Here is a 26,318-nt window from a genome sequence, read left to right on the forward strand (position 1 = left end):
AAATCAGGTTCGACTTCGTCACCAACCCAGCCTCACGAGCCGCCGTGATCACCGACAACGACCGCGCATAACGGAAACCAGGACGAATCCGCTTAAAAATCCGCGGCACCGTCTCCACATTATGCGCCAACACCTCCGGCCGGGAAGAAAATACCTCCCCGAGCTGCTCCGGGTCCGCATTGAAGTCCGGAATCAACAGTTCGACACCAGTGCCCGGGTTAAGCCCGTGAATCTGACGCACAGTCTCCGCGTAAAGCCACGCACCACCGTCATCGAGATCATCACGCGCGACACCAGTCACCGTCGAATACCGCAGACCCATCGCCTGAACAGACTCCGCCACCTTCCGCGGCTCAGCACGGTCCAGCGCATCCGGCTTACCCGTGTCAATCTGGCAGAAATCACACCGACGCGTGCACTGACTACCACCGATCAAGAAAGTGGCCTCGCGATCTTCCCAACACTCGTAAATGTTCGGACAACCAGCCTCCTCACACACCGTGTGCAGACCTTCACGCTTGACCAGGGCCTTGAGCTCGGTGAACTCAGGGCCCATCCGCGCCTTGGTCTTGATCCACGGCGGCTTCTTCTCAATCGGCGTCTCGGCATTGCGGACTTCAAGCCGCAGGAGCTTCCGCCCGTCGGGCGCCGCGCTCATCCGAGGTCCGCGTACAGCGGGTGCTTCTTGGCCAACAGCTCGACACGGGAGCCCAGAGTCTGCTTGGCGGCGTCGTCGAAGTCCGCCTGCAGCGCGAGCGCGATGATGTCGGAGACCTCGGCGAAGTCCTCGGCGCCGAAACCGCGAGTGGCCAGCGCCGGGGTGCCGATGCGCAGCCCCGAGGTGATCATCGGCGGGCGCGGGTCGAACGGGACGGCGTTGCGGTTGACCGTGATCCCGACCGAGTGCAGCCGGTCCTCGGCCTGCTGGCCGTCCAAAGTGGAGTTGACGAGGTCGACGAGCACCAGGTGCACGTCGGTTCCGCCGGTGAGTACCCGCACGCCCGCGTCGAGGCAGTCCTGTTGGGACAGTCGGTCGGCGAGGATCTTCGAGCCTTCGAGGACCCGCTGCTGGCGCTCCTTGAACTCCTCGCTCGCGGCGATCTTCAGCGCTACGGCCTTCGCCGCGATGACGTGCTCAAGCGGACCGCCCTGCTGGCCGGGGAACACCGCGGAGTTGATCTTCTTCGCGAGCTCCTGACGGCACAGGATGATGCCGCCGCGCGGGCCGCCGAGGGTCTTGTGCGTGGTCGTGGTGACGATGTCGGCGTGCGGCACCGGGCTCGGGTGCAGCCCGGCCGCGACGAGCCCGGCGAAGTGCGCCATGTCCACCATCAGCTTGGCGTCGACGAGGTCGGCGATGCGCCGGAACTCGGCGAAGTCGAGCTGACGCGGGTACGCCGACCAGCCGGCGATGATCAGCTTCGGCTTGTGCTCGGTGGCGAGCCGCTCGATCTCTTCAAGGTCGACAATTCCGGTCTCTTTGTCGACATGGTAGGCGACGACGTTGTAGAGCTTGCCGGAGAAGTTGATTTTCATGCCGTGCGTCAGGTGCCCGCCGTGCGCGAGGTCGAGACCGAGGATGGTGTCTCCCGGCTGGAGCACCGCGACCATGGCGGCGGCGTTGGCCTGCGCGCCGGAGTGCGGCTGGACGTTGGCATGCTCGGCACCGAACAGCGCCTTCGCACGGTCGATCGCGAGCTGCTCGATGACGTCGACGTACTCACAGCCACCGTAGTAGCGGCGGCCTGGGTAGCCCTCGGCGTACTTGTTCGTCAGCACGGAGCCCTGCGCTTCGAGCACACCGACTGGCGCGAAGTTCTCCGACGCGATCATTTCCAGCGTGCTCTGCTGGCGGGTCAGCTCGTGGGCGACGGCCTCGGCGACCTCGGGGTCCACTTCGGACAGCGTGGCGTTGAAGGAGGAGGTCATGGTCAGCCTTCCTTGATCAGTGCGGCATAAGCGGCGGCGTCGAGCAGTTCGGCAGCACCCTCGGTGCGGACCTTGAACAGCCAGCCCTTTTCGAACGGGTCCGAGTTGATCAGCTCGGGCGCGTCGGCGGTGGCGTCGTTCACCTCGACGACCTCGCCGCTGACCGGCGCGTACAGCTCGCTGACCGACTTGGTCGACTCGACCTCGCCACAGACCTCGCCGGCGGTGACGGTGTCGCCGACGGCCGGGAGCTGCACGAACACGATATCCCCGAGCGCCTCGGAGGCGAACTCGGTGATGCCGACCTGCGCGACGTCACCGTCGATGCGCAACCACTCGTGTTCCTTGGTGTACTTCAGATCCTGGGGGATGCTCATCTGTTTCCTCGGGTTCAGGCGCGCTTGTAGAAGGGCAGGGCGACGACCTCGACGGGCTCGATCTTCCCGCGGATGTCCACCGACAGCTTGGTGCCCGGCTGGTTGAGCTCGGGCGTCAGGTACGCCATCGCGATCGGGTAGCCCAGCGTCGGCGACAGTGCACCGCTGGTGACCTCGCCGACCTCGGTTTCGCCGTCCAGCAGCTTGTAGCCGTGACGCGGCGCGCGGCGACCGGACCCGCGAAGGCCGACCAGGACCCGTGCCTCGTCGGTCTCGGCGCGCCCGGTCAGGGCCTCCTTGCCGACGAAGTCACCGGGCTTCTCGAACTTCACCACTCGGCCGAGCCCGGCCTGGAACGGGCTGAGCTCGGCGGACAACTCGTTGCCGTACAACGGCATTCCAGCTTCCAGACGCAGCGTGTCGCGGCAGGCGAGCCCGGCCGGGAGCAGGCCGTGCGGCGCGCCGGCCTCGGTCAGGATCTGCCACACGGCGGGAGCCTCGGCGGCCGCGACGTATAGCTCGAAGCCGTCCTCGCCGGTGTAACCGGTGCGCGCGAGGAGGACGTCATGGCCGTTCACGACCGCGGGAACGCTGGCGTAGTACTTCAGCTCGGCCAAGTTCGCCTCGGTCACCGCGCTGACGATGTCGGTGGATCGCGGCCCTTGGACAGCGATCAGCGCGACCTCCGACGACCGGTTGGTGACGACGGCGTCGAAGCCGGCGACACGCTCGGCCAACGCGTCCGCCACCACAGCAGCGTTGCCCGCATTGGCCACGACCAGGAACTTCTCGTCCTCCAGCCGGTAGACGACGAGGTCGTCCAGTATCCCGCCGGACGCGTCGCAGAGCATCGAGTACCGCGCGCGGCCGACCTTGACCGCAGTCAAGTTGCCGACCAGCGCGTAGTCGAGCACGTCGGCGGCCTGCGGGCCGGTCACCTCGATTTCGGCCATGTGCGACAGGTCGAAGATCCCGGCGGCTTCGCGGACGGCCTTGTGCTCGGCCAGCTCGCTCGAATAGCGGACCGGCATCGACCAGCCAGCGAAGTCGGTGAACAGGGCACCGAGGCTTTTGTGGACCTCGTGCAGGGGCGATTCGCGCGCCGGTTTTTGAGGAGAAGTCATGGCCTTCAGTCCTGGTAGGCGGTGAGCGGCGGGCAGGAGCACACAAGGTTACGGTCGCCGTGCGCGCCGTCGATGCGACGGACCGGCGGCCAGTACTTCGCCTTCGGGTTCACTCCGGCGGGGTACACCGCGAGTTTGCGGTCATACGGCAGGTTCCACTCGCCGACAAGAGTCTCGGCGGTGTGGGGAGCGCCACGCAGCGGGCTCTCCTCGACCTTCCAGCGGCCTTGCGCGACGGCGTCGATCTCGTGCCGGATCGCGATCATGGCGTCGCAGAACCGGTCGATCTCACCGAGGTTCTCGCTCTCGGTCGGCTCGACCATCAGCGTGCCGGCGACCGGGAACGACATCGTCGGCGCGTGGAACCCGTAGTCGACCAGGCGTTTCGCGACGTCGTCCACGGTCACGCCGGTGTCCTTGGTGAGCCCGCGCAGGTCGAGAATGCACTCGTGCGCGACCAGGCCGCTCTGTCCGGTGTAGAGCACCGGGTAGTGCGGCGAGAGCCGCGAGGCGACGTAGTTCGCGGCGAGCACGGCGACCTTCGTCGCGGTGGTCAGGCCGGGCGCGCCCATCATGCGGACGTAGGCCCACGAGATCGGCAGGATCGACGCCGAGCCGTACGGCGCGCCCGAGATCGGGCCGACACCGGTCTCCGGACCGGCACCATCGAGCAGCGGGTGGTTGGGCAGGTACGGCGCGAGGTGCGCACGGACCGCCACCGGGCCGACACCCGGACCGCCACCGCCGTGCGGGATGCAGAACGTCTTGTGCAGGTTCAGGTGCGAAACGTCGCCGCCGAACTCACCGGGCTTGGCCAGCCCGAGCAGCGCGTTGAGGTTCGCGCCGTCGACGTAGACCTGGCCGCCGCCCGCGTGCACGATCCGGGCGATCTCGTCGATGCCGTTCTCGTAGACGCCGTGGGTCGACGGGTAGGTGACCATGATCGCGGCGAGCTCACCGGCATGCTTGTCCACTTTGGACTGCAGGTCGGCGAGGTCGACGTTGCCCTCGGTGGTGCAGGCGACTACGACCACGCGCATCCCGGCGAGCACCGCGGACGCGGCGTTGGTGCCGTGCGCAGAAGACGGGATCAGGCAGATCTCGCGCTCCGGCTGGGCGTTCGCGTGGTGGTACGCACGGATCGCGAGAAGCCCGGCGAGCTCACCCTGGCTGCCCGCGTTGGGCTGCAGGGACACCTTGTCGTAGCCGGTGACCTCGGCCAGCCAGGTCGCAAGCTGCTCGACGAGCACGTGGTAACCCTGGGCGTCCTCGGCGGGGGCGAACGGGTGAATGCCCGCGAACTCCGGCCAGCTGATGGGCTCCATCTCCGTGGTGGCGTTGAGCTTCATCGTGCAGGAGCCGAGCGGGATCATGCCGCGGTCGAGCGCGTAGTCCTGATCGGACAGGCTCCGGAGGTACCGCAGCATCGCCGTCTCGCTGTGGTGCGAGCGGAAGACGTCGTGGGTGAGGAAGTCGCTCTCGCGAACAAGGCCAGTCGGAAGCGCCGACCCGGCGGCATCCAGCTCGGTGTCCACGCCGAACGCGCGGAGGACCTTGGCGAGCAGGTCCGCGCGGGTGACCTCGTCGCAGGCGATCCGGACGTGGTCGGCGTCGACGCGGCCCAGGTTGATCCCGGTCTTCCTGGCCGCGGCGTGCACGGCGTCCGCGCGGCCCGGAACGTGCGCGAGGACGGTGTCGAAGAAGCCTTCGTGCACGACCTCGACGCCACCGGTACGCAGCGCCGCCGCAAGCGCTGTCGCGAGGTCGTGGACGCGGTTCGCGATGGCCTTCAGGCCGTCCGGGCCGTGGTAGACGGCGTACATCGCGGCCAGCACGGCGGGCAGGACCTGCGCGGTGCAGATGTTGGAGGTCGCCTTCTCGCGGCGAATGTGCTGCTCACGGGTCTGCAGCGCGAGCCGGTACGCCGGGTTGCCGTCGGCGTCGACGGACACGCCGACGAGGCGGCCGGGTAGCGAGCGCTCGAGGCCGGCGCGCACCGACATGAACCCGGCGTGCGGTCCGCCGTAGCCGAGCGGAACGCCGAAGCGCTGCGTCGAACCAGCGGCGATGTCGGCACCGAACTCGCCGGGCGCGGTGATCAGCGTCAGCGCGAGGAGGTCGGCGGCTGCGGTGTACAGCGCGCCAGCGGCCTTCGCCGACTCGGACAGCGCGCGGTAAAAACCGGCGCCGCGGAGCACACCGGAGGCGCCCGGGTACTGCACGACCACGCCGAAGAAGTCGTCAGGCAGCCCGGTGAGCAGGTCACGGACCTCGACGTCGATGCCGACGGCCTGGGCGCGGGTGCGGACCACGGCGATGGTCTGCGGCAGGCACTCGGCGTCGAGCACGACGACGTTGGACTTGGACTTCGACACGCGGCGCATCAGCATGACGGCCTCGGCCACGGCCGTGGACTCGTCGAGCAGCGACGCGTTCGCCGTGGTCAGGCCGGTGAGCTCGGAGACCATGGTCTGGAAGTTCAGCAGCGCCTCTAGACGGCCCTGCGAGATCTCCGGCTGGTACGGCGTGTACGCGGTGTACCAGGCCGGGCTCTCGAGCACGTTCCGCCGGATGACCGCCGGGGTGAAGGTGTCGCTGTAACCGAGGCCGATCATCTGGACGTTGCGGGTGTTCAGCGCCGCGAGCTTGCGCAGCTCGGCGATCGCCTCCTCCTCGGACGCCGCGGGCGGCAGGTCGAGGTCGCGGGTGACGCGGATGGCAGAAGGGACAGCCGCTTCGACCATGGCGTCGAGGGAGCCGTAACCGCACTCGGCCAGCATCTTGGCCTGCTCGGAGTCAGCGGGACCGATGTGGCGGGAAGCGAACGACGAACTGACGGCTTCGGGAAACACAGTGCCTGATGACAACCTGGGAGCTCCTCGGTCAGGCGCCGGGCAGAACCCCGCGCTGGGAACTCCCCCTCTGTCATGGCACCTGAGAGCTTCACCGCGCGGACGCGGCTTTCACCTTGGGTGAGGCGCGGGTGCGCCTGCTTTCCAGAGTGGCCTGGCTCGAAGCGGTAGTTGTACCTGAGAGATTCCGGGGAGTTTGCTCCTTCGGTGCGTCGCCGAACTCACGACGCTCTCCCGCTCCAGCTCATAACGGCCCTGTCTTCAGTTATACCGCGCACCGTACCTGGTCCGTTGCCCCTGGTCCAGCCGTCGGCCTCGAGACGCGGTCAACGCCACTCTCCGCCGGCGACCGCAAGCTGAACCACCACCAGATCCGGACGCCGCGAGAATCCAGGCTGGTCGGCCGCCGCGAGCTCAAGATCGACGTCGACACTATGGATGACTCGAAGATGCCGAGGCAGTCGCAGGTCGAGGTATGCGGCGACCTCCGACGAGCTCGGTGTACCCGGCCTAGTCCTCTGGTGAGTGGTTAGGCCGGTTAGAACCGGCCGGAACACTCACGACTCAGGCGCCGAACAGCTGGGTCAGGGTGACGGCGCGGTTGACGCGGACGTGTTCGGCGGCGCTGGCCTTCGCCCGCTCGGCGTCGCCGGACTTGATTGCCTCGAACAGCCGCCAGTGCTCTTCGAGCAGCTCGCCGAAGTGCTCGTTTTGGCTGGTCAGCCACCGAAGACGGCCTTCGAGCGGCTGGAGGACCGTGGACAGCAGGCCGTTGCCGGCGATCGCGACGATCTCGTCGTGGAAGCGGGTGTTGAGCGCGGTGATGCGGCTCGCCTGGCTGCTTGCTGTCGCCTTCGCAGCGTCTTCGAGCAGGCGTTCCAGCTTCCGCAGGTCCTTGCTCGTCGCGCGGCTCGCCGCGAGACCGGCGGCAAGGCCTTCGAGTGCTTCGCGGACGTCGAAGAGCTCCTCGACGTCCGATCGGTCGAGCTGCCGGACCACCACGCGTCGCGGCGACTGGACGACGACGAAACCTTCGCTCTCCAGGCTGCGGATCGCTTCCCGCACCGGCACCCGCGAGACACCGAGATCCTCGGCGAGCTCACGCTCGACCAGGCGATCGCCCGGCTTCAGGCGGCCGGTCAGGATCCGGTCGCGCAACTCGTCACGCACCCGCTGCCGGATCGCGGCCAACGGCGGCGGAGGCACTTCCGCAACCACTTTCTCCCCCTCATGTGAACAGCCGCGTAACCGGCCTTAACAAGAGCGTAGCGGGGAAACCCTTGACGACCGGGGACCGCGGGTCGATATTTGGGATACCAAGTTTTGGTATCCCAAACCCCCGCCGGAGGCACCGTGACCGCCGCGAACCTCACCAAGACCGGAACCACCCCCGCGTCCGAACCGACTCCCGACCCTCGCCTTTACAACGACGACCTGGCGCCCGCCACGGATCGCCGCTGGAAGGTCTACGACATCTTCGCGCTGTGGATGTCGGACGTACACAACCTCGGCAACTACACGTTCGCCGCTGGCCTGTTCGTGCTCGGCCTGTCGGCGTGGCAGGTGTTCACCGCGCTGCTGTTCGGATTCGTGCTCATCTACTTCGGCATGAACCTGATGGGCCGCATCGGCCAGCGCACCGGCGTACCGTTCCCGGTCGTCGCGCGGATGAGCTTCGGCACGTTCGGCGCGAACCTGCCCGCGCTGATCAGGGCCATCATCGCCATCTTCTGGTACGGCATCCAGACGTATCTCGCGTCGGTGGCGATCACGCTGCTCGTGCTGACGATCGACCCGGGCATGAAATCGTGGACGGAACACAGTTTCCTTGGTCTGCACGCGCTCGGCTGGGTGTGTTTCGTCGCGCTGTGGCTGGCGCAGGCGCTCATCCTGACCCGGGGCATGGAAACGGTCCGCAAGTTCCAGGACTGGTGCGGGCCGGCGATCTGGGTGGTGATGATCGCGCTCGCCGTGTGGATCCTCGCGGCCGGGCACTGGAACATCTCGCTGACCACCAGCCCGACGCACCTTTCCGGCGGCCAGCAGGTCCGCGAGTGGTTCGGCGCCACGGGGCTCATCCTGAGCACCTACGGCACGCTGATGCTGAACTTCTGCGACTTCTCCCGCTTCGCTCCCGACCAGAAAACCGTGCGGCGCGGCAACTTCTGGGGCCTGCCGATCAATTCGACGGCGTTCGCGCTGCTGTCGGTCATCGTCACCGCGGGCAGCCTGAGGGTGTTCGGCGAAGCGATCACCAACCCGGCCGACCTTCTCGCACGCGTGCACAACACACCGGTGCTGGTCCTCGGCGCGGTCACCTTCGCAGTCGCCACCATGGGCGTCAACATCGTCGCGAACTTCGTGTCCCCCGCGTACGACCTGGCGAACATCTGGCCGAAACGGATCACGTTCACCATCGGCGGAATGATCAGCGCGGTCGCCGCGCTGTGCGTGCTGCCGTGGAAGCTGTACTCGTCGCCGACCGTGGTCAACTACTTCCTCGGCGGGCTCGGCGCGTTCCTCGGCCCACTGTTCGGGATCATGATCGTCGACTACTACCTGATCAGGCGCGGCAAGATCGACGTCGCGCAGTTGTTCGTCGCGAAGCCCGGCGCGCCTTATCACTACAAGCGCGGGGTGAACCCGCTCGCGATCGGAGCGTTCATCCCGACCGCGGGTATCGCGGCGGTGATCGCGCTCGTCCCGGTGTTCGCCCCGGCCGCGCCTTATTCGTGGTTCATCGGCACGACGTCGTCGGCACTACTGTATCTGGCGTTGTCCTGGAGACAGCGGGAAGCGGTCGCGGCCTGATGCGCATCCTGGTGACCAACTGCAACACCACCGAGGCGATGACCAAGGAGATCGAGGCCGGCGCGCGTTCCGCGGCGAGCGCCGGTACCGAGATCCTGGCCGTCACCCCGGCCTGGGGCCCGGAGTCGGCAGAGGGGTGGCTGGACAGCTTCCTCAGCGCTGCCGCCGTCTTGGACCTCCTGCGCAAGTTCGAGCAGCCGTTCGACGCCGTGGTGATGGCCGGATTCGGCGAGCACGGCCGCGAAGGCGCCCGCGAACTGCTCGACGTCCCGGTCGTCGACATCACCGAAGCGGCGGCGCACCTGGCCTGCCTGCTGGGCCGCCGGTTCGGAGTCGTGACCACTTTGGACCGGACGTGCGGCCTGATCGAGGACAGCCTGCACGGCGCGGGTGTCGGCCAGCACTGCGTCGCCGTCGTGGGTGCCGGCCTGGGCGTCCTCGACCTCGCCGACCAACGACGCACCGAGTCCGCCCTCCTGACCGCCGCCCGCCGGGTCCGCGACGCGGGGGCCGAAGTCGTCGTCCTCGGCTGCGCCGGTATGACCGGCCTCGACCGCCGCATCAGCGCCATGCTGGACGTCCCCGTCGTCGACGGCGTCGCCGCCGCAGTCCGCCTCGCCGAGTCGTGCGTGACACTGGGCCTGAAAACGAGCCGAGCCGGCTCCTACGCGAAACCCCTTCCGAAACACCGCACCTGGCACCCCTAAGGCCGCTGATGACCGCCGATCGGCGTGGGCGCCAATGAGAGGATGACGCGCTCACGCACCATGTCCACCTCGATCACCTCCACCGTGGTCTCCTGTCCCGCTTCGAGCACCTCGCCCGGATCCGGCACGATCCCTTCAGCACCAACGAGTTCGACGAACACGCCAGTATCGGTGACCGAGGTGACCAGCCCGCGACGAACCTGCCCCGGGTGCACGGTCTTCAGGAAGGTCCAACGAAGGTCACTCGCTGCCGGCTCGGTCCGCCACCGTGCGCGGAGAACTCCGTCGGCGTCCGGCAGCGCCGCGGTGAAACAACTCTCGTCGCCAGACACCAACACCGTCAGGAGCGCACGAGGCGCAAGCCCAGCACGAACTTCATCGACATTGGCCGAGGTGAGGGGATGCCGTCGGTAGGCGTTGCGGAGGTAGCCCTCCTCCAGAGCCAATGAGTCACCTGCCGAAACGCACCACTTCACCCGAGCCCAGAAGGTCTCATCGGCGGGCCGCTGCTCTCCCGCCTCGTCGAATCTCACGTCGTAGGGCGATGCGTCGCGTCTCTCAGCGAACAATCCCAACTCAGCGGTGCGGTCGGCTGCGCGTCCGCATAGCTCGTTGCTGCCGACATAGACGTATTGGTCCCAGCCGAGGTATACCGAAAGAGCACCCGCCACTTCGAGCCGACACCATGCACCGCCTTCCCGCAACATCCCCCGCAGCAACTCCAACGCCACGGCGCCGTCGTAGTAACCGGCCAGGCCGGTGTTCAAGTCCTCGGTACCGATGTACTGGCCGCCCTCGTCGCGATCGGCCGGGTCGTACTTGGTGACCCGGTAGACGAACGGCAGCGTCTCGTCTCCACCTGTCACGTCACCCATGGTCAGATCCTAGGCATAACTTGGCGTTCGGGGTTCCGGCTCGTGCGGACCGCAGTGCCGGAAATCCCGTCTACTGAAGCAAGGACCGAGGCGACGACGGGCACGCAGTACGGATCCGAGTGCCACTCCCGTCACGCGATGGTGCCGCCGGTGCCGATGTGATCACTGAAGGTTGCCGCGTCCGCTGCCATTCGTATCGGGGGACCCTTGGTACGAATGGTTCGTACCAAGGGTCGGCGGGCCTTCGCAACTCGACGGCGAGTTGCGAAAGCCGGGAATGCAGTCAGGGCTCGTCGGTGTCGCGGCCGGATGATCCGGTCGCGGCACTCACGAGCCCTGGGGTGGGTTTTCTGTTACAGGTGAACGGTGTTGCGCCTGGGTCTTCGAAGCGGATCGAGATAAGCGGGCGGGATGAAGTCCGGTCTCCCGTCGCCGCCCATCCGCACTTCCCAACCACCACAATGCACAAGCCGGTGATGACGCTGACACAGCAAGGTCAAGTTGTCCAGATTTGTTGGCCCGCCAAGGATCCAATACACGATATGGTGCCCGTCGCAGTGTTTGGCGTGGCTTTTACAACCGGGAAACGCGCAACCGCGGTCCCTCATGACAAGTCTTCGCCGTTGCCCGGTGGTGATGATCCGCTTGGACCGACCCAAATCCATCTGCTCACTCTCGGTCCCGAGAACAGCGGGGATGATCTTGCAGTCACAGGCGAGCATGCGCGCTTCGGCGGCGGTGATGACGCCACCGTAGTCGAGCATCGCCGTCCCGATCCCGGACTTCAGCGTCTCGTAGTCCACGGTGACCGCCACATGCACCCGGTCACCACCGTGAGTCGGGATCTCGTCGACCGTCATCGCGAGACGGACCAGATCGACCAACGCGTCGGCGTGGCGTTCCCATTGACTGCGGGTGTCGCGGCCTTCCTCTTTCGAAGAGTGCGGCTTCGCCAACGGATCCAACGCGGCCCGCAACTGGGCGTAGGCCACGTTGTCCAGCTTGCCTTTGAGCGTCGCGGAGCCGTCGCGGTGTTCCTGGAACGACAACTCCCGCTCCGGTCTCTCCGGCGGATCCTTCGGCTCCGGCCCATCGGGGTCGAGGGTGTCGAGGATCCGGTCGCCGGCTTTCTTCACCTCGACCGGGGACGCGGCACGGGCCACACCGATGAGGATCTTCTCCGCCGCCACCCGATCCTCCTCCGACACCGTCGCGGGCATCGCCGTCATCGTTTTCACGAGCACGTCTAGCTGCGCGGGAGTGAGAGCAGCGGCCAGTGCGGCGAGACCGGTCAGCGGTGCGACACCGGGGACCTCTGTCCCGTCGATGGCGTACAAGGAGTTGGTGCCGCGGGCACGGACCACGATCTGACGTGCGGCAGGCTCAGACAACCCCGTCGTATGCATCAGCCACTGCACCGCCGAGTTGTACTGATGGGTGGCCTTGATACCGTCAGTCTCGGTCTTGGTGACCACGAGCCCCAGCAGCGCGGTGTACCGGTTCATCTCCCGGGTGATCACCCGGGCGTACTCGACCAGCATCGCCGGATCAGCACGCCGGATATCGGCGGGATCAGGGAGGGTGATCGTTACGCTGGGCACTCCTTTATTCTACTACGGATCGAACGTACATTCGGAACACATTCAGGTGATGCCTATTATCGCTGAACGTGTTCATCGAATATTCAGAAACGCCGCCATAGCAACGAATTACGCCCACTCGCGTCCTGCACCCGCTCGCCGGGTCACTCACGCATACACCAGACAAACGAGCGCAGTCGCTTACCGTGATTGGCGAATCAAGAAAGGCGCCAAACGTGCGCTCAGTCCGACAAAAAATCGCTTTCACAGCTCGGATCCGACAAAACGGAACAGGCCCTCGGAGCCGCTCCGCGAACCCCGACCGGCCCCGGTCCTTGCTGCAGTAGACCGGGGCCAGCAGGAATCAAACCGCCTCCACCACCACCGCAACTCGACGGCGACTTGCGGTCTCTTGGAAACTAAGAGACCCACAAAAGCGCAAAAGTGGGAAGCCGGAGTCAAACCCCTAAAGCGGAGTCACATAGGCTCCCGAAATACCGCCGTCCACGAGGAACTGCGACGCCGTGATGAACGACGCGTCGTCGCTTGCCAGGAACGCCACGGCGGCGGCTAGTTCCTCCGGTTCCGCAAAGCGGCCGACCGGCACATGCACCAGGCGCCGGGCAGCTCGCTCGGGGTCCTTCGCGAACAGTTCCTTCAGCAGCGGCGTGTTCACCGGGCCCGGGCAGAGCGCGTTGATCCGGATGTTCTCGCGCGCGAACTGGACGCCGAGTTCCCGGCTCATCGACAGCACGCCGCCCTTGGACGCGGTGTAGGAGATCTGCGACGTCGCCGCGCCCATCACCGCGACGAACGACGCCGTGTTGATGATCGAGCCCTTGCCCTGCTTCTGCATGTGCGGGATGGCGTACTTGCAACACAGGAACACCGACGTCAGGTTCACCTGCTGGACCCGCTGCCACGCCTCGAGCCCGGTCGTCAGGATCGAGTCGTCGTCGGGCGGGGAGATGCCGGCGTTGTTGAACGCGACGTCCAGGGAGCCGAACTCGTCGACGGTGGTTTGGAACAGGGCTTTGACCTGCTCCTCGTCGGTGACGTCGGTCCGGACGTACAAACCGCCGACCTCGTCCGCGGCGACCTTGCCCGCGTCATCGGTGACGTCCGCGATGACGATCTTCGCGCCCTCGCTCGCGAGCCTGCGCGCGGAGGCGAGGCCGATTCCGCTGGCGCCGCCGGTGATCACCGCTACGCGGCCTTCGAAACGCTGCATCATTCCTCCGTTGAGATAAAGACATTTTTGGTTTCGGTGAAGGCGTCGACGGCGTCCGGGCCGAGTTCCCGGCCGAGGCCGGACTGCTTGAACCCGCCGAACGGCGTCCAGTACCGCACCGAAGAGTGCGAGTTGACCGAGAGGTTTCCGGCTTCGACCCCCCGCGAGACACGCAGCGCGCGGCCGACATCGCGGGTCCAGATCGATCCGGACAGGCCGTATTCGGTGTGGTTGGCCATCTTCACCGCGTCGGCCTCGTCCTCGAACCGCACCACGGCGACAACCGGTCCGAAGATCTCGTCCGACGCCAGCGGATCCTGAAGCCCGGACGGCGTCACGACGGTCGGCGGGAACCAGAACCCGTCACCTTCCGGCGCACTCCCGCGGAACGCGACCGGCGAGTCCGACGAGATGTACGAAGACACCTTCTGCTTGTGCTGCGCGGAAATCAGCGGGCCCATCTCGGTGGCTTCCAACCCGGGGTCGCCGACTACGACGCCCTTGACCGCGGGTTCGAGCAACTCCATGAACTTGTCGTAAGCCGATGCCTGCACCAGGATCAGAGACCGCGCGCAGCAGTCCTGCCCGGCGTTGTCGAACACGCCGTATGGCGCCCTCGCGGCGGCTTTCTCCAGATCGGCGTCCGCGAACACGATATTCGCGTTCTTCCCGCCGAGTTCGAGCGTCACCCGCTTCACCTGCGCGGCGCAGCCTGCCATGATCTGCTTACCGACCTCGGTCGAGCCGGTGAAGACGACCTTGCGCACCGCCGGGTTGTCGACAAACCGCTGCCCGACAACGGATCCCTTGCCCGGAAGCACCTGGAACACGTCCTCGGGAATCCCCGCTTCGCGTGCCAACTCCCCAAGCCGGATGGCCGTCAGCGGCGTCAACTCGGCCGGTTTGAGGACGACGGTGTTCCCGGCGGCGAGCGCGGGCGCGAAACCCCAGCCCGCGATCGGCATCGGGAAGTTCCACGGCACGATCACGCTGACCACGCCGAGCGGTTCGGCGAACGTCAGGTTCACCCCGCCCGGCACCGGGATCTGCTTGCCGATCAGGCGTTCCGGCGACGCCGAGTAGTAGTTCAGCACGTCGCGGACGTTGCCGGCTTCCCAGCGCGCATTGCCGATGGTGTGCCCGGAGTTGGTGACTTCGAGCTGCGCGAGGTTCTCGATATCGCCTTCCACCGCGTCCGCGAACCGCCGCAGCAGCCGCGCGCGGTCGCCGGGCGACACCGCGCGCCACGCGGGGAATGCGGCCCGCGCCCGCGCTATCGCGGTGTCGGTCTCTTCGGCGGAAGTCAGCGCGACCGACCTCACCACCTCCTCGGTGGCGGGATTGATCACGGCGAAACTGGTCATGAGCTGCCTTTCCTCTGTGCGGCCGCGGCCACCAATGCGGCGAAGAGCCGCCGGTCGTCATTGTCCTGCTCGGGGTGCCATTGGACGCCGAGGACGAACGCGTCGCCCGGCATCTCGATGGCTTCGATCTGGCCGTCGCCCGACCAGCCGACGGCGTTGAGCCCGTCGCCCAGCTTGTCTACGGCCTGGTGGTGGTAGCAGTGGCATTTCGTGACGGCGCCGAGGATCGACGCCGCTCGGCTGCCCTGTTCGAGGCGAACGCTGGTGGCGCCGAAAACCGCGCGAGCCGGCTGGTGCTCGGCACTGCCGGCGGACTCCGGCAGATGCTGGCTCAGTGTTCCGCCGAGGGCGACGTTGAGCACCTGCATCCCCCGGCAGACGCCCAGCACCGGGATTCCGGCGCCAAGCGCGCCGTCGAGCAACGCGAACTCGAACGTGTCACGAGCGGGCCGCGTGTACGTCGTCTCGTGCGGTTCCTGGCCGTAGCGTGACGGGTCGACGTCGGCGCCACCGGTCAGCCCCAGACCGTCCACAACAGATAGTAACTCGGCGTAGCCGTCACTGGCGGGCGGAAGCAGCACGGGGACACCCCCGGCCCGCACGATCCCGTCGACGTACACGCCGTGCAGCACGGCCGCCTCGACGTCCCAGACCCCGAAACGCGTCGGTTCGAGGTAGGTCGTGAGGCCGATCAGCGGCTTAAAGCCGTTCGAAACCACGGATCCGCTCCCAATCGGTGACGGCGGCTTCGTACGCCGAGAGCTCGATACGTGCCGCGTTGAGATAGTGGTCGATCACGTCGTCGCCGAACGCGGCGCGGGCGAGCTCGCTCTCCCCCAGCAGCGTTGCGGATTCACGCAGCGTAGTCGGTACGGTCGGCTTCTCGCCGCTCTCACCCGCCGCGTAGGCATTGCCGGACAGCTCCGGTTCGAGTGGCAGCTCGTTGTCGACGCCGTGAAGACCGGCCGCGATCAGCGCGGCGACGGCCAGGTACGGGTTGACGTCGCCGCCCGGCACCCGGTTCTCGAACCGCAGCGACTGACCGTGCCCCACGACTCGCAGGGCGCACGTGCGGTTGTCACTGCCCCACGCGACCGTGGTCGGCGCGAAACTGCCGGGCACGAAACGCTTGTAGGAGTTGATGTTCGGCGCGAGGAAGTACGTCAGCTCACGCAGTCCGGCGAGTTGGCCGGCGAGGAAGTGCTCCATCAGCGGCGAGAACCCGCCGGGGCCGTCACCGGCGAACGCGGGCTCGCCCTCGGTCGTCCGCAGGCTCAGGTGGATATGGCATGAGTTGCCCTCTCGCTCGTTGTACTTCGCCATGAACGTGAGGCTCTTGCCTTCGAGCGCGGCGATTTCCTTCGCGCCGTTCTTGTAGATGCCATGGTTGTCGCAGGTCGCGAGCGCGCGGTCGTACTTGAACGCGATCTCGTGCTGGCCGGGGTTGCACTCGCCCTTGGCCGACTCGACGTAGAGCCCGGCGCCGGTCATGTCGTTGCGGATGCGGCGAAGCAGCGGCTCGAGCCGCGCGGTACCGAGCATCGAGTAGTCGACGTTGTACTGGTTCGACGGCCGCAAACCGTGGTACGCCTTGTCCCACGCGGCTTCGTAGGTGTCGTCGAAGACGATGAACTCCAGCTCGGTGCCGACGTACGCCTCAAGACCGCGTTCGGCGAGCCTGTCGAGCTGCTTGCGCAGGATCTGGCGGGGCGACACCGGAACCGCGCCGCCCTCGACCCATTCGATATCGGCCAGCACCAGGGCGGTGCCCTCCTGCCAGGGCACGAGACGCAGGGTGTCGAAGTCGGGCCGCAGCACGAAGTCGCCGTAGCCGCGCTCCCAGGACGACATCTCGTACCCGTCGACGGTGTTCATGTCGACGTCGACGGCGAGCAGGTAGTTGCAGGCTTCCGTGGCGTTCGGCACGACCTCGTTGAGGAAGTACTCGGCGGCACACCGCTTGCCCTGGAGCCTGCCCTGCATATCGGTGATCGCGACCAGGACCGTGTCGATCGTCCCGTCCTCGATCAGCTCTTTCAGCCTGTCCAGGGTGAGCATGCTTCTCTTGCTTCCCACAGCCGTCACTCCTCGCAAGCAAGTTAAAGGACCAAAATAGAACCTTTAGACGCACTTCCTACCGCCCGGCGCTCTCCACGTCAACGCCAGCCCGATTCTCGACTACTCTGCGGAAGATGGCAGCGGACATCGTCGACGCCTGGATGCAGCATCCGAACGCCCGGTTCATGGCCGAGCCCTGGCTCGACACCGTGTTGCGGTGGACCGGGCAGACGCGCCAGACCGCGCGGGTCGTGGACACCCTGGCCGCGATGGACGAGGCCGGCGTCGGGATGGGCCTGCTATCGGCGTGGCACGGTCCGAGCGGCGTCCTCATCTCCAACAACGAGGTCGCCGAGCTCGTCCAGGCACATCCCGACCGGTTCGCCGGTGTCGCGACCGTCGACCTCGACGACCCGATGGGCGCCGTCCGGGAGATCCGCCGCTGCGTACGCGACCTGGGATTCGTCGCCGTGCGCGTGGTGCCCTGGCTGTGGAACCGGCCACCCAACGACCGCCGCTACTACCCCATCTACGTCGCCTGTGTCGAGCAAGACGTCCCGTTCTGCACGCAGATCGGGCACACCGGGCCGCTGTGCCCGTCCGAGCCCGGGAGGCCGATACCGTACCTGGATGAGGTCCTGCTCGACTTCCCCGAGCTCGTCGTGATCGGCGGGCACGTCGGCTACCCGTGGCTGCCCGAAGTGCTCTCGCTCGCCACGAAGTACCCGAACTTCCACATCGACACCTCCGCCTACGCGGTGCACCGCCTACCCGCCGAGCTCGTCGAGTTCATGCGCGGACGCGGCCGCTCGCGGGTCCTGTTCGGCAGCAACTACCCGATGGTGTCCCCTGGTCGCTGCCTCAGGCGCCTCGACGAGCTGGGCCTGGACCCCGAAGCCGCCGAACTCTTCCTCGGAGGTAACGCCAGACGGCTGTTTCGGACGCTCTGAGCTGTACAAATGCGCCGATCGGAGGACCATGGGATGGTCTACCGCGGCTGTTTGCTGATAAGACACTGTGAATCCCTCCGGATCGGGACGATTCGCCCCTGCCCGTACGTTGGACAGGTCAAGAGAGGTGAGACGAATGACCACAGCCTTCACACAGACCGCATTCACTCAAGGACAGGCCAGGCCGCAGCTGCCGACACTGCCCCAGGGGTGGCCCATCGGGTCCTACGACTCTTACGAGGGCGCCCAGCGGGCGGTCGACCACCTCGCGGGCACCGACTTCCCGGTCACGGACGTCACCATCGTCGGCGTGGAGCCGATGCTCGTCGAGCGCATCGCGGGCAAGCTCAGCTGGAACAAGGTGCTGACCAGCTCGGCGATGTCCGGCGCCTGGTTCGGGCTGTTCCTCGGCCTGATGCTGACGTTCTTCACGCCGAACGCGGGGTTGCTGCCGATCGGCATCGGGCTGGTCGCGGGTATCGCGTTCAACCTGCTGTTCGGGGCGCTCGGGTACGCGTCGAAGAAGGGCGCGCGCAGCTTCATCTCGCAGAGCCAGCTGGTCGCGCGTCGGTATGACGTGCTGTCCCAGCCGCGCAACGCCGAGAAGGGCCGCGAGCTGCTCGCCAACCTCGCCGCGAAGAGCGCCTTCCAGTAAACGGCTCCCTCAGGTGCCGCTGGAGACGGTGGCACGATCGAGGGATTCCCGGTCCGGGGTGACGGCCGGCCTGCTGCCCGCGCGCAGCAGGCCGCGCCACCGCCGGACGTCATGCCGGGCGGGATGGGTCTGCCCGAGGAACTCCCGCAGGATCTCGAGGAACCGCTTCGGATCGCTGCGATGGGGAAAGTGCCCGGCCCCGGCGAAGACTTCGAGCCTGCTGCTCGGCATCGCCTGGTGTGCCAGCACCGCGTGCGCACTCGGCACGACATGGTCGCGAGTGCCCCACACCAGCATCGTCGGAATTCCCTCGGTGAGGTAGCACCGGTCCAGCATGTTCACCACCTGCCCGCGCCAGTCGACCACCGACCGCAGCGTCCGCAGGAATGCCTGCCGCGAACTCGACTCCACCAGCCGCGCGTACTTCGCGATGACGTAGTCCATGTCCGGCCCGAGCCCGATACCACCGGTCGCGCGCAGCAGGTCGCTGAAGCCGCGCAACGCGAGCCGTGCAGGCGCGCTCCCGATCAACGGCAGCAGCAAGCCCGCGCCCGGTGCGGCGGCGAGTCGCAGCAACGGGTGCACCTCGGTCGAAATCCCGCCCGACCCGACGAGCACGAGTCGTTCGCACAGCTGGGGAAACTGGTACGCGAATTGCATCGCGACCCCGCCGCCGAGCGAATGCCCGACCACGCTCACCTTCTCGATGTCCAGTGTCGCCAGCAGATCCCGCATCCCGCACGCGTAGGCGGCCACGGAGTAGTCGGCGCGGGGCTTCGCGGAGCCGCCGTGGCCGAGCAGGTCCGGCGCGATCACGGTGAACTCACCGGTCAACGATGCGAGCACGTCCAGCCAGGTCGACGAGTCGTCACCGATGCCGTGGATGAACAGGACCGCCGGCCCGCGCCCGGCCATCCGGTACGCGCGCTCGTACCCGTGCACCACGGTGGTGCGCAGGCTCAGGGTGTCGGCTTCGAGACCGGTCAGGGTCGCGCCGCCGTTCTCCGGTGATGGCACCCACCCAGGACACCAGCCACAGGTTCGAGGGAGGTTTCGGGCCTGTTTCGTTCTCAGACTCCGGGTGACCACAGTCCTGGACCGGAGGTCAGCCGTGGGGGAGCCGCCCCGACCTCGGCTCCCCCACGACTCCGCGCCATCTAGCCGGGGGGCTTGATGGAAGTTGTCGACTTCGGTGCGTCCGGCGTCGGGCTCGGTGACGCGGTGCCCGACGGGGTCGGGCTGGCGGTCGGGCTCGCCGAGGGGGTCGGCGTCGGCGTGGACGTCGGGATCACCGCGGCGAACGGTGCGTTCACCTGGTCGTGGCAGCCGCGATTGGCGCCGTACGGACCATTCCCGGCGTACGAACCGGCTGTGTACGGGCCGCTTTTGTAGTTGCCGTAGCCGTCATACCAGCCGCCGCTGTATGCGTTGTCGGAATTCGGCCCGGCGTTGGGGCGCGGGAACCTGTTGTCCTCACCGGTTTTCGAGAAGCCGCCGCCGGCCGTGTCGCAGGTGTACCTCGGCAGGTTGAGCGGACGGCCCTTGTCGTCGAAGAGATAGACGTCCTTCAGCGGTTTGCCCTGCGCGTCGAACGCGTAGACGTTGTCAACGGGGTCGCCGCCGTAAGTCAACGCCGGGCTGCCGTCGACGGCCGTCACCGGCGAGTAGGAAACGGGGCTGCTGTTGCCGTTGTGACCGATCGCGTCGACGAAGTAGCTCGCCATGCCCACCCCGCTGCCGACCACGATGGCCGCGACCGGAACGTGCAGCCACAACCAGCGGCGCTCGATCTTGAGCCGCGCGGCGGTGGCCACCACGGCCGCTGCGACCGCGGTGAGCAGCAACAACGCCACCAGGCCATCAGTAGTGCGCCGCAAGAACAGCGCCAACCCGAGCCCGACGAACACCACCGCGCACACCAGCGGCCACGCGGGCAAGAGCGACCGGAGGTACCGCAGCAATCGGTTGTCCTGAGCGAAGAGGGAACGGATTTTCCGCACTTCCGGCAGCCCTGTGATCCCGGCAGTGCCACGGCTGAGGACGTACCAGGCGCTCAACAGCACCGGAATCCCCAGCGGTACGGCGGCGAGGATCAGGCCGTCGGGTTGCATGTCGTTCGCGGCCCCGATGGCGAAAAGCCCCATCAGGAATGCGCAGACGATGACGGACCACAACGCGAGCCGAGGTGCCAGTCTGTGCTCGGAACTCTTCACCGATGCCACCGATTCGGCCCGAGGCGGGTACTCGCCGGCCGCGCGCAGCTCCGCCGCGTAAGCCTCGGGAGTGCCGAGCTGGGCGATCAGCGCGTCGACGCGGGCTTCCGTGCCCAGTTCGGCCACGATCTCGGCCAGGTGGGGCCGGACGTCGTCGAGGACCTCCTCGAGTTCGGCCGGGGGAAGGTCGTCCAGTGCGTTCCTGACCCTCGCGAGGTAGACCCGCACCGGGGTGGAGCTCTCCGTACTCATGCTGCTGCCTCTCCCACCAGAGCGTTCATTGTCGAGGCGAAGTTCTGCCAGGTCTTCGCGGATTCCGCGAGACGCTCGCCCCCCGGCTCGTTCAAGCTGTAGTACTTGCGGTGCGGTCCTTCTTCGCTGGGCACGACGTAGGACGTCAGCAACCCGGCCTTGTACAACCGCCGCAACGTGCCGTACACCGACGCATCGCCTACTTCCTCGAGCCCCGCATGTCTCAGGCGACGCAGGACGTCGTACCCGTAGCCGTCTTCTTCGCGGAGTACCGCGAGGACGGCGAGATCGAGCACACCCTTGAGTAGCTGACTGATCTCCACTTACCCTCCGCTCTTACGCGGTGAACGCTACCACGCAATGCGCACTACCGCGCACGGCGTTAGGCCGTGGCGTGTCGCGGTTGTAGCCGCCGCAACTCGCCGTCGAGTTGCTCTACTAGAGGCCTCGCGGGCGGGGTTGGCAGCGGGGGCACGAGAAGGACGAGCGGTTCATGAAGGGGTCACGGCGGATCGGGGTGCCGCAGCGGCCGCAGGGCAGGCCTTCTTGGCCGTACGCGTCGAGCGAGCGGTCGAAGTAGCCGGATTGGCCGTTTACGTTGACGTATAACGCATCGAACGACGTGCCGCCCGCAAGCAGGGCCTCGTTCATGACGTCTGTCGCGGCGGCGATGAGTTTCGCGCCCTGGGCGTTGGTCAGCTTGTCGGTGGGCCGGGCCCAGTGCAGCTTGGACCGCCACAGCGACTCGTCGGCGTAGATATTGCCGACCCCGGAGACCAGCGTCTGATCGAGCAGGGCCCGTTTGACCTCGGTGCGCCGCGAACGCAGGGCGCGGACGGCGGCCTTCGGGTCGAACGCCGGGTCCATCGGGTCCCGCGCGATATGCGCGATGGTACTGGGCAGCGAAGCGCCGTCGACCTCGACCAGGTCCGCGAGCGCGAGCCCGCCGAACGTGCGCTGGTCGACGAAACGAAGCTCCGGGCCGTCACCGGCGAACCGGACGCGCACCCTGAGGTGCTTCTCGTCGGGGGTGCCTTCGGGCTGGACGAGCATCTGCCCGCTCATCCCGAGATGCGCGAGCACGGCTTCGCCGTCGGACAGCTCCAGCCACAGGTACTTACCGCGTCGACGTGCGGCGAGGATCCGGGCGCCGGCGAGCCTGCCGGTGAAATCGTCCGCGCCGAGGGTGTGCCGCCGGATGGCCCGGTCGTGCAGGACCTCGACCTTGGCGATCTCCCGGCCCGCGACGTGGGCCTGCAGGCCCAGCCGGACGACCTCGACCTCGGGAAGTTCGGGCATAACGCGTTCAGCCTCGCCTCTGAAGAGAGAGCGGACGCGCTCTCAGGACTGCGCGTCGTTGCCCAATTCCGCCGACAGCGAGCGCCAGGCCGTCTCGGCGGCCTTCTGCTCGGCTTCCTTCTTCGTGGTGCCCTCACCGTGACCGAGGTCGCGATGGGCGACGAACACCGTGGCCGAGAACTCCTTGCGGTGGTCCGGGCCGGTGTCCTCGACCTTGTACTCGGGAACACCGAAGCCCGAAGAAGCGGTGAGCTCCTGCAGGCTGGTCTTCCAGTCGAGACCGGCTCCGCGCAGCGGCGCCTCGACGAGCAACTCGTCGAACAGGTGATGCACCAGTTTGCGGGCGATATCGATGCCGTGCGCCAGATACGCGGCACCGATCACGGCTTCGAGACCGTCGGCGAGGATGCTCGCCTTGTCCCGGCCGCCGGTGAGTTCCTCACCCTTGCCCAGCAGCAGGTGCGCGCCTAGCCCGCCCTCACCGAGACCTCGCGCGACCCGTGCCAGTGCGTGCATGTTGACCACGCTGGCGCGCAATTTCGCGAGCGAACCCTCGGCGAGTTCGGGATGGCTGTTGTACAGATGGTCGGTGACGACCAGACCCAATACCGCATCGCCGAGAAACTCGAGACGCTCGTTGGGCGGAAGCCCACCGTTCTCATAAGCATAAGAACGGTGGGTCAGCGCGAGCGTCAACAACTCGTCATCAAAGGTGATGTCGAGTGCTTCGAGCAGCGAAGCGGGATCGGAGGCCGGTCCCACAGGCGACTTGCCCCCCATGTCAGTCAGCGGTCTCAGGCTGGCTCAACGACCTGACGGCCGTTGTGCTGACCGCAGGTGGGGCAGGCGATGTGCTGGAGCTTGGGCTGCTTGCAGGCGCGGTTGGAGCAGGGCACCAGCTGAACCGGAGCCGCCTTCCACTGGCTGCGGCGCGCGCGGGTGTTGGATCGCGACATCTTCCGCTTCGGGACGGCCACGAGTAGATCTCCCTCATCACAGTGTGCTCACTTGCGCGAGCCGACATTTCTTCGCTGGATCGAGCTGGTGCTCGTCAGGCTTGCTTTCCGGGGCCGCTTGCCGGATCTTCACTCGACGGCGTTTCATCGAAACGCTCGACCAGCGCGGCCCACCGAGGATCTATCTTCTCATGCCCGTGTCCGGGCTCGAGATCGGCCCACTTCACACCGCATTCGACGCAGAGGCCCTGGCAGTCTTCCTCGCACAACGGCACCAGCGGCATGGCCAGTACCAGCGCGTCGCACACCAGCGATTCGAGCTCGATCCGGTTGTCGACCAGGCGGGAGATCTCGTCCTCGTCGGTGGTGGCCTCGGTGGTGGAGCCGGGGTACGCGTATAGCTCGGTGAAGTCGACGTCGATGTCCTCGTCGATCGGGTCGAGGCAGCGCGAGCAGTTGCCGGTGGCCGTCACCGAGGCGGTGCCGGTGAGCAGCACGCCCTCGACCACGGACTCGATCAGGAGGTCGAGCTCGATCTCGGTGCCCTTGGGCAGGACGATGACGTCCGGCACGCCGAGTGCGGTGTCGAGAGGGACGGAACGGTGGACGGAGCGGCTCAGGCCGGCATGCCGGGCGAGCTCGCGGGTATCGAGCACCCAGGGGCTGCGGAGGTCTACACGCGGGGGCCTGGGCGGCGGAAGTTTTTCTTCAGACATGTCGCCCATCAGGGTACGCGACCCTCACCAGCGCCTCCACGCCAGTTCAGGGCTCGTGAGTGTTGCGGCCGCCTAGAAGCGGCCTAAACGCTCACGAGCCCGTCAGCCCTGGTAGTCGTAGAGGGCGGTCGAGCGGTTGCCGCCGAGGTTCGCCGGGGCCCGCAGGTGGTTGCGGCCCGAATCGACCGTGCGCAGGGTGGTCGCGAGCAGCTCCGAGAACTCGGCGAGCTTGCCGTCGACGTAGGCGTCGCACTCGACGCGCTGCCTGTCCGCCTCGGCGTGCGCCTCGTCGACGATCCTCGCGGACTCGGCGTGCGCGGCCTGCACGACCTCGGTCTGGGAAACCATCCTGGCCTGCTCGTTGCGGCCCTCGTCGAGAGCGCGGTCGTAAGCGTCGCGGCCGGCCTGGATCATGCGCTCGGCCTCGGCGCGAGAGCGGTCGGTGAGGTTCTGGAACTCGGCCTGCCCCGCCGCGACCATGCGCTCGGCCTCGGCGTGCGCGTCAGCCATCATCTGCTCGGCGCGGGCCTGGGCGTCGCCCAGGATCCGGTCCGCTTCGCCGGCCGCGCCGGACACGGTGGCCTGGGCCTCGGCGTTGGCGTCGCCGACCGTGGCGTCGGCCTCGGAGCGAGCGGAGTGGATCATCTGGTCGCGCTTGTCGAGCACGTCCTGCGCGTCGTCGACCTCGCCGGGCAGCGCGTCGCGGACGTCGTCGAGTAACTCGAGCAGATCACCGCGCGGGACGACACAGCTCGACGTCATCGGCACACCGCGTGCCTCTTCGACAATCGTGACGAGCTCGTCGAGAGCCTCGAATACCCGGTACACGGCCACTCCCTAAGGCAAGCAATCCCCGTTTCGCTGAGTCCAGTTTGCCCGCTGGATCACCCGAACCGGTGGACGAACACGGCACCGGGCGTGTCCTGGTGATCACGCCACCGCGGAAACACGCCCGGTACTGCCGTTACTTCAGGACGAACCCCGGATCGGTCACCAGCCCGATCAGCTGCTGCTCGGTCAGCGGGTACCGCGGGCGGGACTCTTTCGGGTTGCCGTCCGCATCGGTGAAGCCGTACTTCATGGCCAGCGTCGCGGTCAGGAACTCGCCGTCGATGGCGCTGACCACGCTTCCGTCGTTGCGGTAATGCAGGGCGTCGAGTTCGTCGATCTTCGACACCCTGCCGGACGGCCCTGGCGACCCCGACTCCATCAGCACGACCGTGCTGCCGTCGGGCTGGCGGAGGTTGTCACACCGCAGCGGCTTGCCGTCCGGTCCGAGCTGGGGGTCGGCGGGGTGGGCCGGGCACCAGGACTTCAGCGGTTTCATCGACACCTTGCTGCCCGCGGCCCCACTGATGGTGAAGGTGAAGTACGCGGGTCCGGCCGAGTCCTGAAAGGTCACCGCACCGGTCGTCATGTCGGGTGCGTCCCCAGGGGGGAACGCGGGCGCCTGGATGTCCTTCGCCCCCGGCACCAAGCTCGGCAGCACCTTCAGCAGATGCTGCCTGGCGACCTCCCGCTGCGCGGTTCCCGGGTCGGCCGGGGCCGGCGAAGTGGTGCTCACCGGAGCTTGGCCGACCGGAGCCTGCTTCGGCGCGGACAGCCTGGGGACGACCACGGCCACCGCACCGATCACCGCCAGCGTGGTCAGTCCGGCACCGACGGCCATCCGGCGGGTTTGGATCCGCTTCGCCGCCTTCGTCGCGACGTCGTCGGGGTCGAACCCCAGCGGGCGCGGCACCGTGGCCAGCCCGCCCAGTTCCGCGATCAACTGCTTGTCGTCCACTACCTGCTCCTCTCGACGGGAAGCAGACCGGCTTCCCGTCGCGTCACGGCCGCACGCAGGGTTTCGAGACCCCGTGCGGCCTGGCTCTTGACGGTCCCTTCGGAACAGCGCAGCGCGGCGGCGGTGTCCGCGACGGAAAGATCCGCGCAGTAGCGGAGCACCACGGCCGCACGCTGTTTCGCTGGAACTTCGGCGAGGGCGAGACGAAGAGGTTCCGAGATCCCGGCGACAGCCGAGGGATCGGCGCGAACGTCCGGCTGTTCGGGCACGACGCCGTCGCGGTTTTCCTTCCGCCGCCACGGCCGTCGCTGCTCGTCGAGCCAGCAGCGCAGCAGAACCTGTCTCGAGTAGTTGTCGACGGGCCCGTTCCGGCTGACCTTCGGCCAGACCCGGTAGAGCTTGATGAGCGCGGTCTGGACCAGGTCCTCCGCGAGATGCCAGTCGCCGCACAGGAGGTACGCCGTCCTTCTTAGCGTCAACGACCTGTGCCTGGCGAACTCCCTGAAGCTCGCATCGTCCCCAGTCCTCATCCGTGCCTCCTCGACCGTGTTCCGATGTAGCTCACGGATGAGGAGGCACGGGA

Annotated in this window: 26 protein-coding genes and 1 riboswitch; of the genes, 4 read left to right on the forward strand and 22 right to left on the reverse strand. The window is 67.2% G+C overall.

The window, feature by feature from the left end; translation table 11 throughout:
• From JWQ81_RS36270 to JWQ81_RS36295, 6 genes are all read right to left on the reverse strand, one after another.
• On the reverse strand, nt 1–658 hold a 658-nt coding region (locus tag JWQ81_RS36270), incomplete at its 3' end, for a lipoyl synthase (RefSeq protein WP_297548798.1).
• Nucleotides 655–1,929: a serine hydroxymethyltransferase gene (gene glyA, locus JWQ81_RS36275; RefSeq protein ID WP_297548800.1), complete on the reverse strand. Its 1,275-nt coding sequence runs from the start codon at nt 1,927–1,929 to the stop codon at nt 655–657. The genes glyA and JWQ81_RS36270, both read right to left, overlap by 4 nt.
• A 2-nt stretch (nt 1,930–1,931) precedes the next feature.
• Nucleotides 1,932–2,306, reverse strand: coding sequence for a glycine cleavage system protein GcvH (gene gcvH / locus JWQ81_RS36280; protein WP_297548802.1), 375 nt, complete (start codon nt 2,304–2,306; stop codon nt 1,932–1,934).
• 14 nt (nt 2,307–2,320) lie between these two features.
• On the reverse strand, nt 2,321–3,430 hold the full coding sequence (gene gcvT / locus JWQ81_RS36285) for a glycine cleavage system aminomethyltransferase GcvT (RefSeq protein WP_297548805.1): 1,110 nt from the start codon (nt 3,428–3,430) through the stop codon (nt 2,321–2,323).
• A gap of 5 nt (nt 3,431–3,435) precedes the next feature.
• Nucleotides 3,436–6,210, reverse strand: a complete 2,775-nt coding sequence (gene gcvP / locus JWQ81_RS36290) for an aminomethyl-transferring glycine dehydrogenase (protein WP_297548963.1) — start codon at nt 6,208–6,210, stop codon at nt 3,436–3,438.
• Nucleotides 6,211–6,437: 227 nt separating this feature from the next.
• A riboswitch (glycine riboswitch) is annotated at nt 6,438–6,529 on the reverse strand.
• Nucleotides 6,530–6,846: 317 nt separating this feature from the next.
• Nucleotides 6,847–7,500, reverse strand: a complete 654-nt coding sequence (locus tag JWQ81_RS36295) for a GntR family transcriptional regulator (protein ID WP_297548807.1) — start codon at nt 7,498–7,500, stop codon at nt 6,847–6,849.
• A gap of 135 nt (nt 7,501–7,635) precedes the next feature.
• Here JWQ81_RS36295 and JWQ81_RS36300 point away from each other — a divergent pair, with 135 nt between their 5' ends.
• Both JWQ81_RS36300 and JWQ81_RS36305 read left to right on the forward strand, forming a co-directional pair.
• Nucleotides 7,636–9,093, forward strand: coding sequence for an NCS1 family nucleobase:cation symporter-1 (locus JWQ81_RS36300; protein ID WP_297548809.1), 1,458 nt, complete (start codon nt 7,636–7,638; stop codon nt 9,091–9,093).
• Nucleotides 9,093–9,800 (forward strand): aspartate/glutamate racemase family protein, encoded by a 708-nt coding sequence (locus JWQ81_RS36305; protein ID WP_297548810.1) that lies wholly within the window; start codon nt 9,093–9,095, stop codon nt 9,798–9,800. Before JWQ81_RS36300 ends, JWQ81_RS36305 begins: the two co-directional genes overlap by 1 nt.
• On the opposite strand, the gene JWQ81_RS36310 is transcribed toward JWQ81_RS36305, so the two are convergent.
• The 6 genes from JWQ81_RS36310 to JWQ81_RS36335 all read right to left on the reverse strand — a co-directional run bounded on the left by JWQ81_RS36310 (nt 9,797) and on the right by JWQ81_RS36335 (nt 16,908).
• Nucleotides 9,797–10,675 (reverse strand): S1 RNA-binding domain-containing protein, encoded by an 879-nt coding sequence (locus JWQ81_RS36310; RefSeq protein ID WP_297548812.1) that lies wholly within the window; start codon nt 10,673–10,675, stop codon nt 9,797–9,799. The genes JWQ81_RS36305 and JWQ81_RS36310 overlap by 4 nt on opposite strands.
• Before the next feature lie 353 nt (nt 10,676–11,028).
• Complete coding sequence (locus JWQ81_RS36315; RefSeq protein ID WP_297548814.1) at nt 11,029–12,276, reverse strand: HNH endonuclease signature motif containing protein; 1,248 nt, start codon at nt 12,274–12,276, stop codon at nt 11,029–11,031.
• A gap of 445 nt (nt 12,277–12,721) precedes the next feature.
• Entirely contained in the window at nt 12,722–13,489 is a 768-nt protein-coding gene (locus tag JWQ81_RS36320) for a 3-oxoacyl-ACP reductase (RefSeq protein ID WP_297548816.1), read from the reverse strand.
• Nucleotides 13,486–14,850, reverse strand: a complete 1,365-nt coding sequence (locus JWQ81_RS36325) for an aldehyde dehydrogenase family protein (protein ID WP_297548818.1) — start codon at nt 14,848–14,850, stop codon at nt 13,486–13,488. Before JWQ81_RS36325 ends, JWQ81_RS36320 begins: the two co-directional genes overlap by 4 nt.
• Nucleotides 14,847–15,569, reverse strand: coding sequence for a gamma-glutamyl-gamma-aminobutyrate hydrolase family protein (locus JWQ81_RS36330; protein WP_297548821.1), 723 nt, complete (start codon nt 15,567–15,569; stop codon nt 14,847–14,849). The genes JWQ81_RS36325 and JWQ81_RS36330 overlap by 4 nt, the downstream gene beginning before the upstream one ends.
• Nucleotides 15,550–16,908, reverse strand: coding sequence for a glutamine synthetase family protein (locus tag JWQ81_RS36335; protein ID WP_297548965.1), 1,359 nt, complete (start codon nt 16,906–16,908; stop codon nt 15,550–15,552). Before JWQ81_RS36335 ends, JWQ81_RS36330 begins: the two co-directional genes overlap by 20 nt.
• A 134-nt stretch (nt 16,909–17,042) precedes the next feature.
• Here JWQ81_RS36335 and JWQ81_RS36340 point away from each other — a divergent pair, with 134 nt between their 5' ends.
• Both JWQ81_RS36340 and JWQ81_RS36345 read left to right on the forward strand, forming a co-directional pair.
• A complete protein-coding gene (locus JWQ81_RS36340; protein WP_297548823.1) occupies nt 17,043–17,858 on the forward strand; it encodes an amidohydrolase family protein in 816 nt (271 codons plus the stop codon).
• A 136-nt stretch (nt 17,859–17,994) separates the two neighbouring features.
• Nucleotides 17,995–18,513: a general stress protein gene (locus tag JWQ81_RS36345; protein ID WP_297548825.1), complete on the forward strand. Its 519-nt coding sequence runs from the start codon at nt 17,995–17,997 to the stop codon at nt 18,511–18,513.
• A 9-nt stretch (nt 18,514–18,522) separates the two neighbouring features.
• On the opposite strand, the gene JWQ81_RS36350 is transcribed toward JWQ81_RS36345, so the two are convergent.
• From JWQ81_RS36350 to JWQ81_RS36395, 10 genes are all read right to left on the reverse strand, one after another.
• Entirely contained in the window at nt 18,523–19,428 is a 906-nt protein-coding gene (locus JWQ81_RS36350) for an alpha/beta fold hydrolase (protein ID WP_366942369.1), read from the reverse strand.
• A gap of 242 nt (nt 19,429–19,670) precedes the next feature.
• On the reverse strand, nt 19,671–20,978 hold the full coding sequence (locus JWQ81_RS36355) for a hypothetical protein (RefSeq protein ID WP_297548829.1): 1,308 nt from the start codon (nt 20,976–20,978) through the stop codon (nt 19,671–19,673).
• Nucleotides 20,975–21,301 (reverse strand): PadR family transcriptional regulator, encoded by a 327-nt coding sequence (locus JWQ81_RS36360; protein WP_297548831.1) that lies wholly within the window; start codon nt 21,299–21,301, stop codon nt 20,975–20,977. The genes JWQ81_RS36355 and JWQ81_RS36360 overlap by 4 nt, the downstream gene beginning before the upstream one ends.
• Nucleotides 21,302–21,416: 115 nt before the next feature.
• Nucleotides 21,417–22,277: a bifunctional DNA-formamidopyrimidine glycosylase/DNA-(apurinic or apyrimidinic site) lyase gene (mutM, locus tag JWQ81_RS36365; protein ID WP_297548833.1), complete on the reverse strand. Its 861-nt coding sequence runs from the start codon at nt 22,275–22,277 to the stop codon at nt 21,417–21,419.
• A 42-nt stretch (nt 22,278–22,319) separates the two neighbouring features.
• A complete protein-coding gene (gene rnc / locus JWQ81_RS36370) occupies nt 22,320–23,057 on the reverse strand; it encodes a ribonuclease III (RefSeq protein WP_297548835.1) in 738 nt (245 codons plus the stop codon).
• A gap of 14 nt (nt 23,058–23,071) precedes the next feature.
• Nucleotides 23,072–23,254 carry a 50S ribosomal protein L32 gene (gene rpmF, locus JWQ81_RS36375; protein WP_297548837.1) on the reverse strand — a complete coding sequence of 61 codons (183 nt, stop codon included), beginning with the start codon at nt 23,252–23,254 and terminating at the stop codon, nt 23,072–23,074.
• Between the two features lie 74 nt (nt 23,255–23,328).
• Nucleotides 23,329–23,949, reverse strand: a complete 621-nt coding sequence (locus JWQ81_RS36380; protein ID WP_297548839.1) for a YceD family protein — start codon at nt 23,947–23,949, stop codon at nt 23,329–23,331.
• 102 nt (nt 23,950–24,051) lie between these two features.
• Entirely contained in the window at nt 24,052–24,777 is a 726-nt protein-coding gene (locus JWQ81_RS36385) for a DivIVA domain-containing protein (protein ID WP_297548841.1), read from the reverse strand.
• Between the two features lie 136 nt (nt 24,778–24,913).
• Nucleotides 24,914–25,735 (reverse strand): hypothetical protein, encoded by an 822-nt coding sequence (locus JWQ81_RS36390; RefSeq protein ID WP_297548843.1) that lies wholly within the window; start codon nt 25,733–25,735, stop codon nt 24,914–24,916.
• Nucleotides 25,735–26,265, reverse strand: a complete 531-nt coding sequence (locus tag JWQ81_RS36395; protein WP_297548845.1) for a SigE family RNA polymerase sigma factor — start codon at nt 26,263–26,265, stop codon at nt 25,735–25,737. Before JWQ81_RS36395 ends, JWQ81_RS36390 begins: the two co-directional genes overlap by 1 nt.
• Between the last annotated feature and the right edge of the window lie 53 nt (nt 26,266–26,318).

Origin of the sequence: Amycolatopsis sp. (assembly GCF_025464955.1) — a bacterium.
Lineage (GTDB): Bacteria > Actinomycetota > Actinomycetes > Mycobacteriales > Pseudonocardiaceae > Amycolatopsis.

Excerpts from the sequence above, each read along its gene's own strand:
- glyA (WP_297548800.1), bottom strand. The coding sequence starts at position 1,929 with ATGACCTCCTCCTTCAACGCCACGCTGTCCGAAGTGGACCCCGAGGTC.
- gcvH (WP_297548802.1), bottom strand. The coding sequence starts at position 2,306 with ATGAGCATCCCCCAGGATCTGAAGTACACCAAGGAACACGAGTGGTTG.
- gcvT (WP_297548805.1), bottom strand. The coding sequence starts at position 3,430 with ATGACTTCTCCTCAAAAACCGGCGCGCGAATCGCCCCTGCACGAGGTC.
- gcvP (WP_297548963.1), bottom strand. The coding sequence starts at position 6,210 with ATGCTGGCCGAGTGCGGTTACGGCTCCCTCGACGCCATGGTCGAAGCG.
- JWQ81_RS36305 (WP_297548810.1), top strand. The coding sequence starts at position 9,093 with ATGCGCATCCTGGTGACCAACTGCAACACCACCGAGGCGATGACCAAG.
- JWQ81_RS36310 (WP_297548812.1), bottom strand. The coding sequence starts at position 10,675 with ATGGGTGACGTGACAGGTGGAGACGAGACGCTGCCGTTCGTCTACCGG.
- JWQ81_RS36320 (WP_297548816.1), bottom strand. The coding sequence starts at position 13,489 with ATGATGCAGCGTTTCGAAGGCCGCGTAGCGGTGATCACCGGCGGCGCC.
- JWQ81_RS36325 (WP_297548818.1), bottom strand. The coding sequence starts at position 14,850 with ATGACCAGTTTCGCCGTGATCAATCCCGCCACCGAGGAGGTGGTGAGG.
- JWQ81_RS36335 (WP_297548965.1), bottom strand. The coding sequence starts at position 16,908 with ATGCTCACCCTGGACAGGCTGAAAGAGCTGATCGAGGACGGGACGATC.
- JWQ81_RS36340 (WP_297548823.1), top strand. The coding sequence starts at position 17,043 with ATGGCAGCGGACATCGTCGACGCCTGGATGCAGCATCCGAACGCCCGG.
- JWQ81_RS36345 (WP_297548825.1), top strand. The coding sequence starts at position 17,995 with ATGACCACAGCCTTCACACAGACCGCATTCACTCAAGGACAGGCCAGG.
- JWQ81_RS36350 (WP_366942369.1), bottom strand. The coding sequence starts at position 19,428 with ATGGCCGGGCGCGGGCCGGCGGTCCTGTTCATCCACGGCATCGGTGAC.
- JWQ81_RS36355 (WP_297548829.1), bottom strand. The coding sequence starts at position 20,978 with ATGAGTACGGAGAGCTCCACCCCGGTGCGGGTCTACCTCGCGAGGGTC.
- mutM (WP_297548833.1), bottom strand. The coding sequence starts at position 22,277 with ATGCCCGAACTTCCCGAGGTCGAGGTCGTCCGGCTGGGCCTGCAGGCC.
- rnc (WP_297548835.1), bottom strand. The coding sequence starts at position 23,057 with ATGGGGGGCAAGTCGCCTGTGGGACCGGCCTCCGATCCCGCTTCGCTG.
- JWQ81_RS36380 (WP_297548839.1), bottom strand. The coding sequence starts at position 23,949 with ATGTCTGAAGAAAAACTTCCGCCGCCCAGGCCCCCGCGTGTAGACCTC.
- JWQ81_RS36395 (WP_297548845.1), bottom strand. The coding sequence starts at position 26,265 with ATGAGGACTGGGGACGATGCGAGCTTCAGGGAGTTCGCCAGGCACAGG.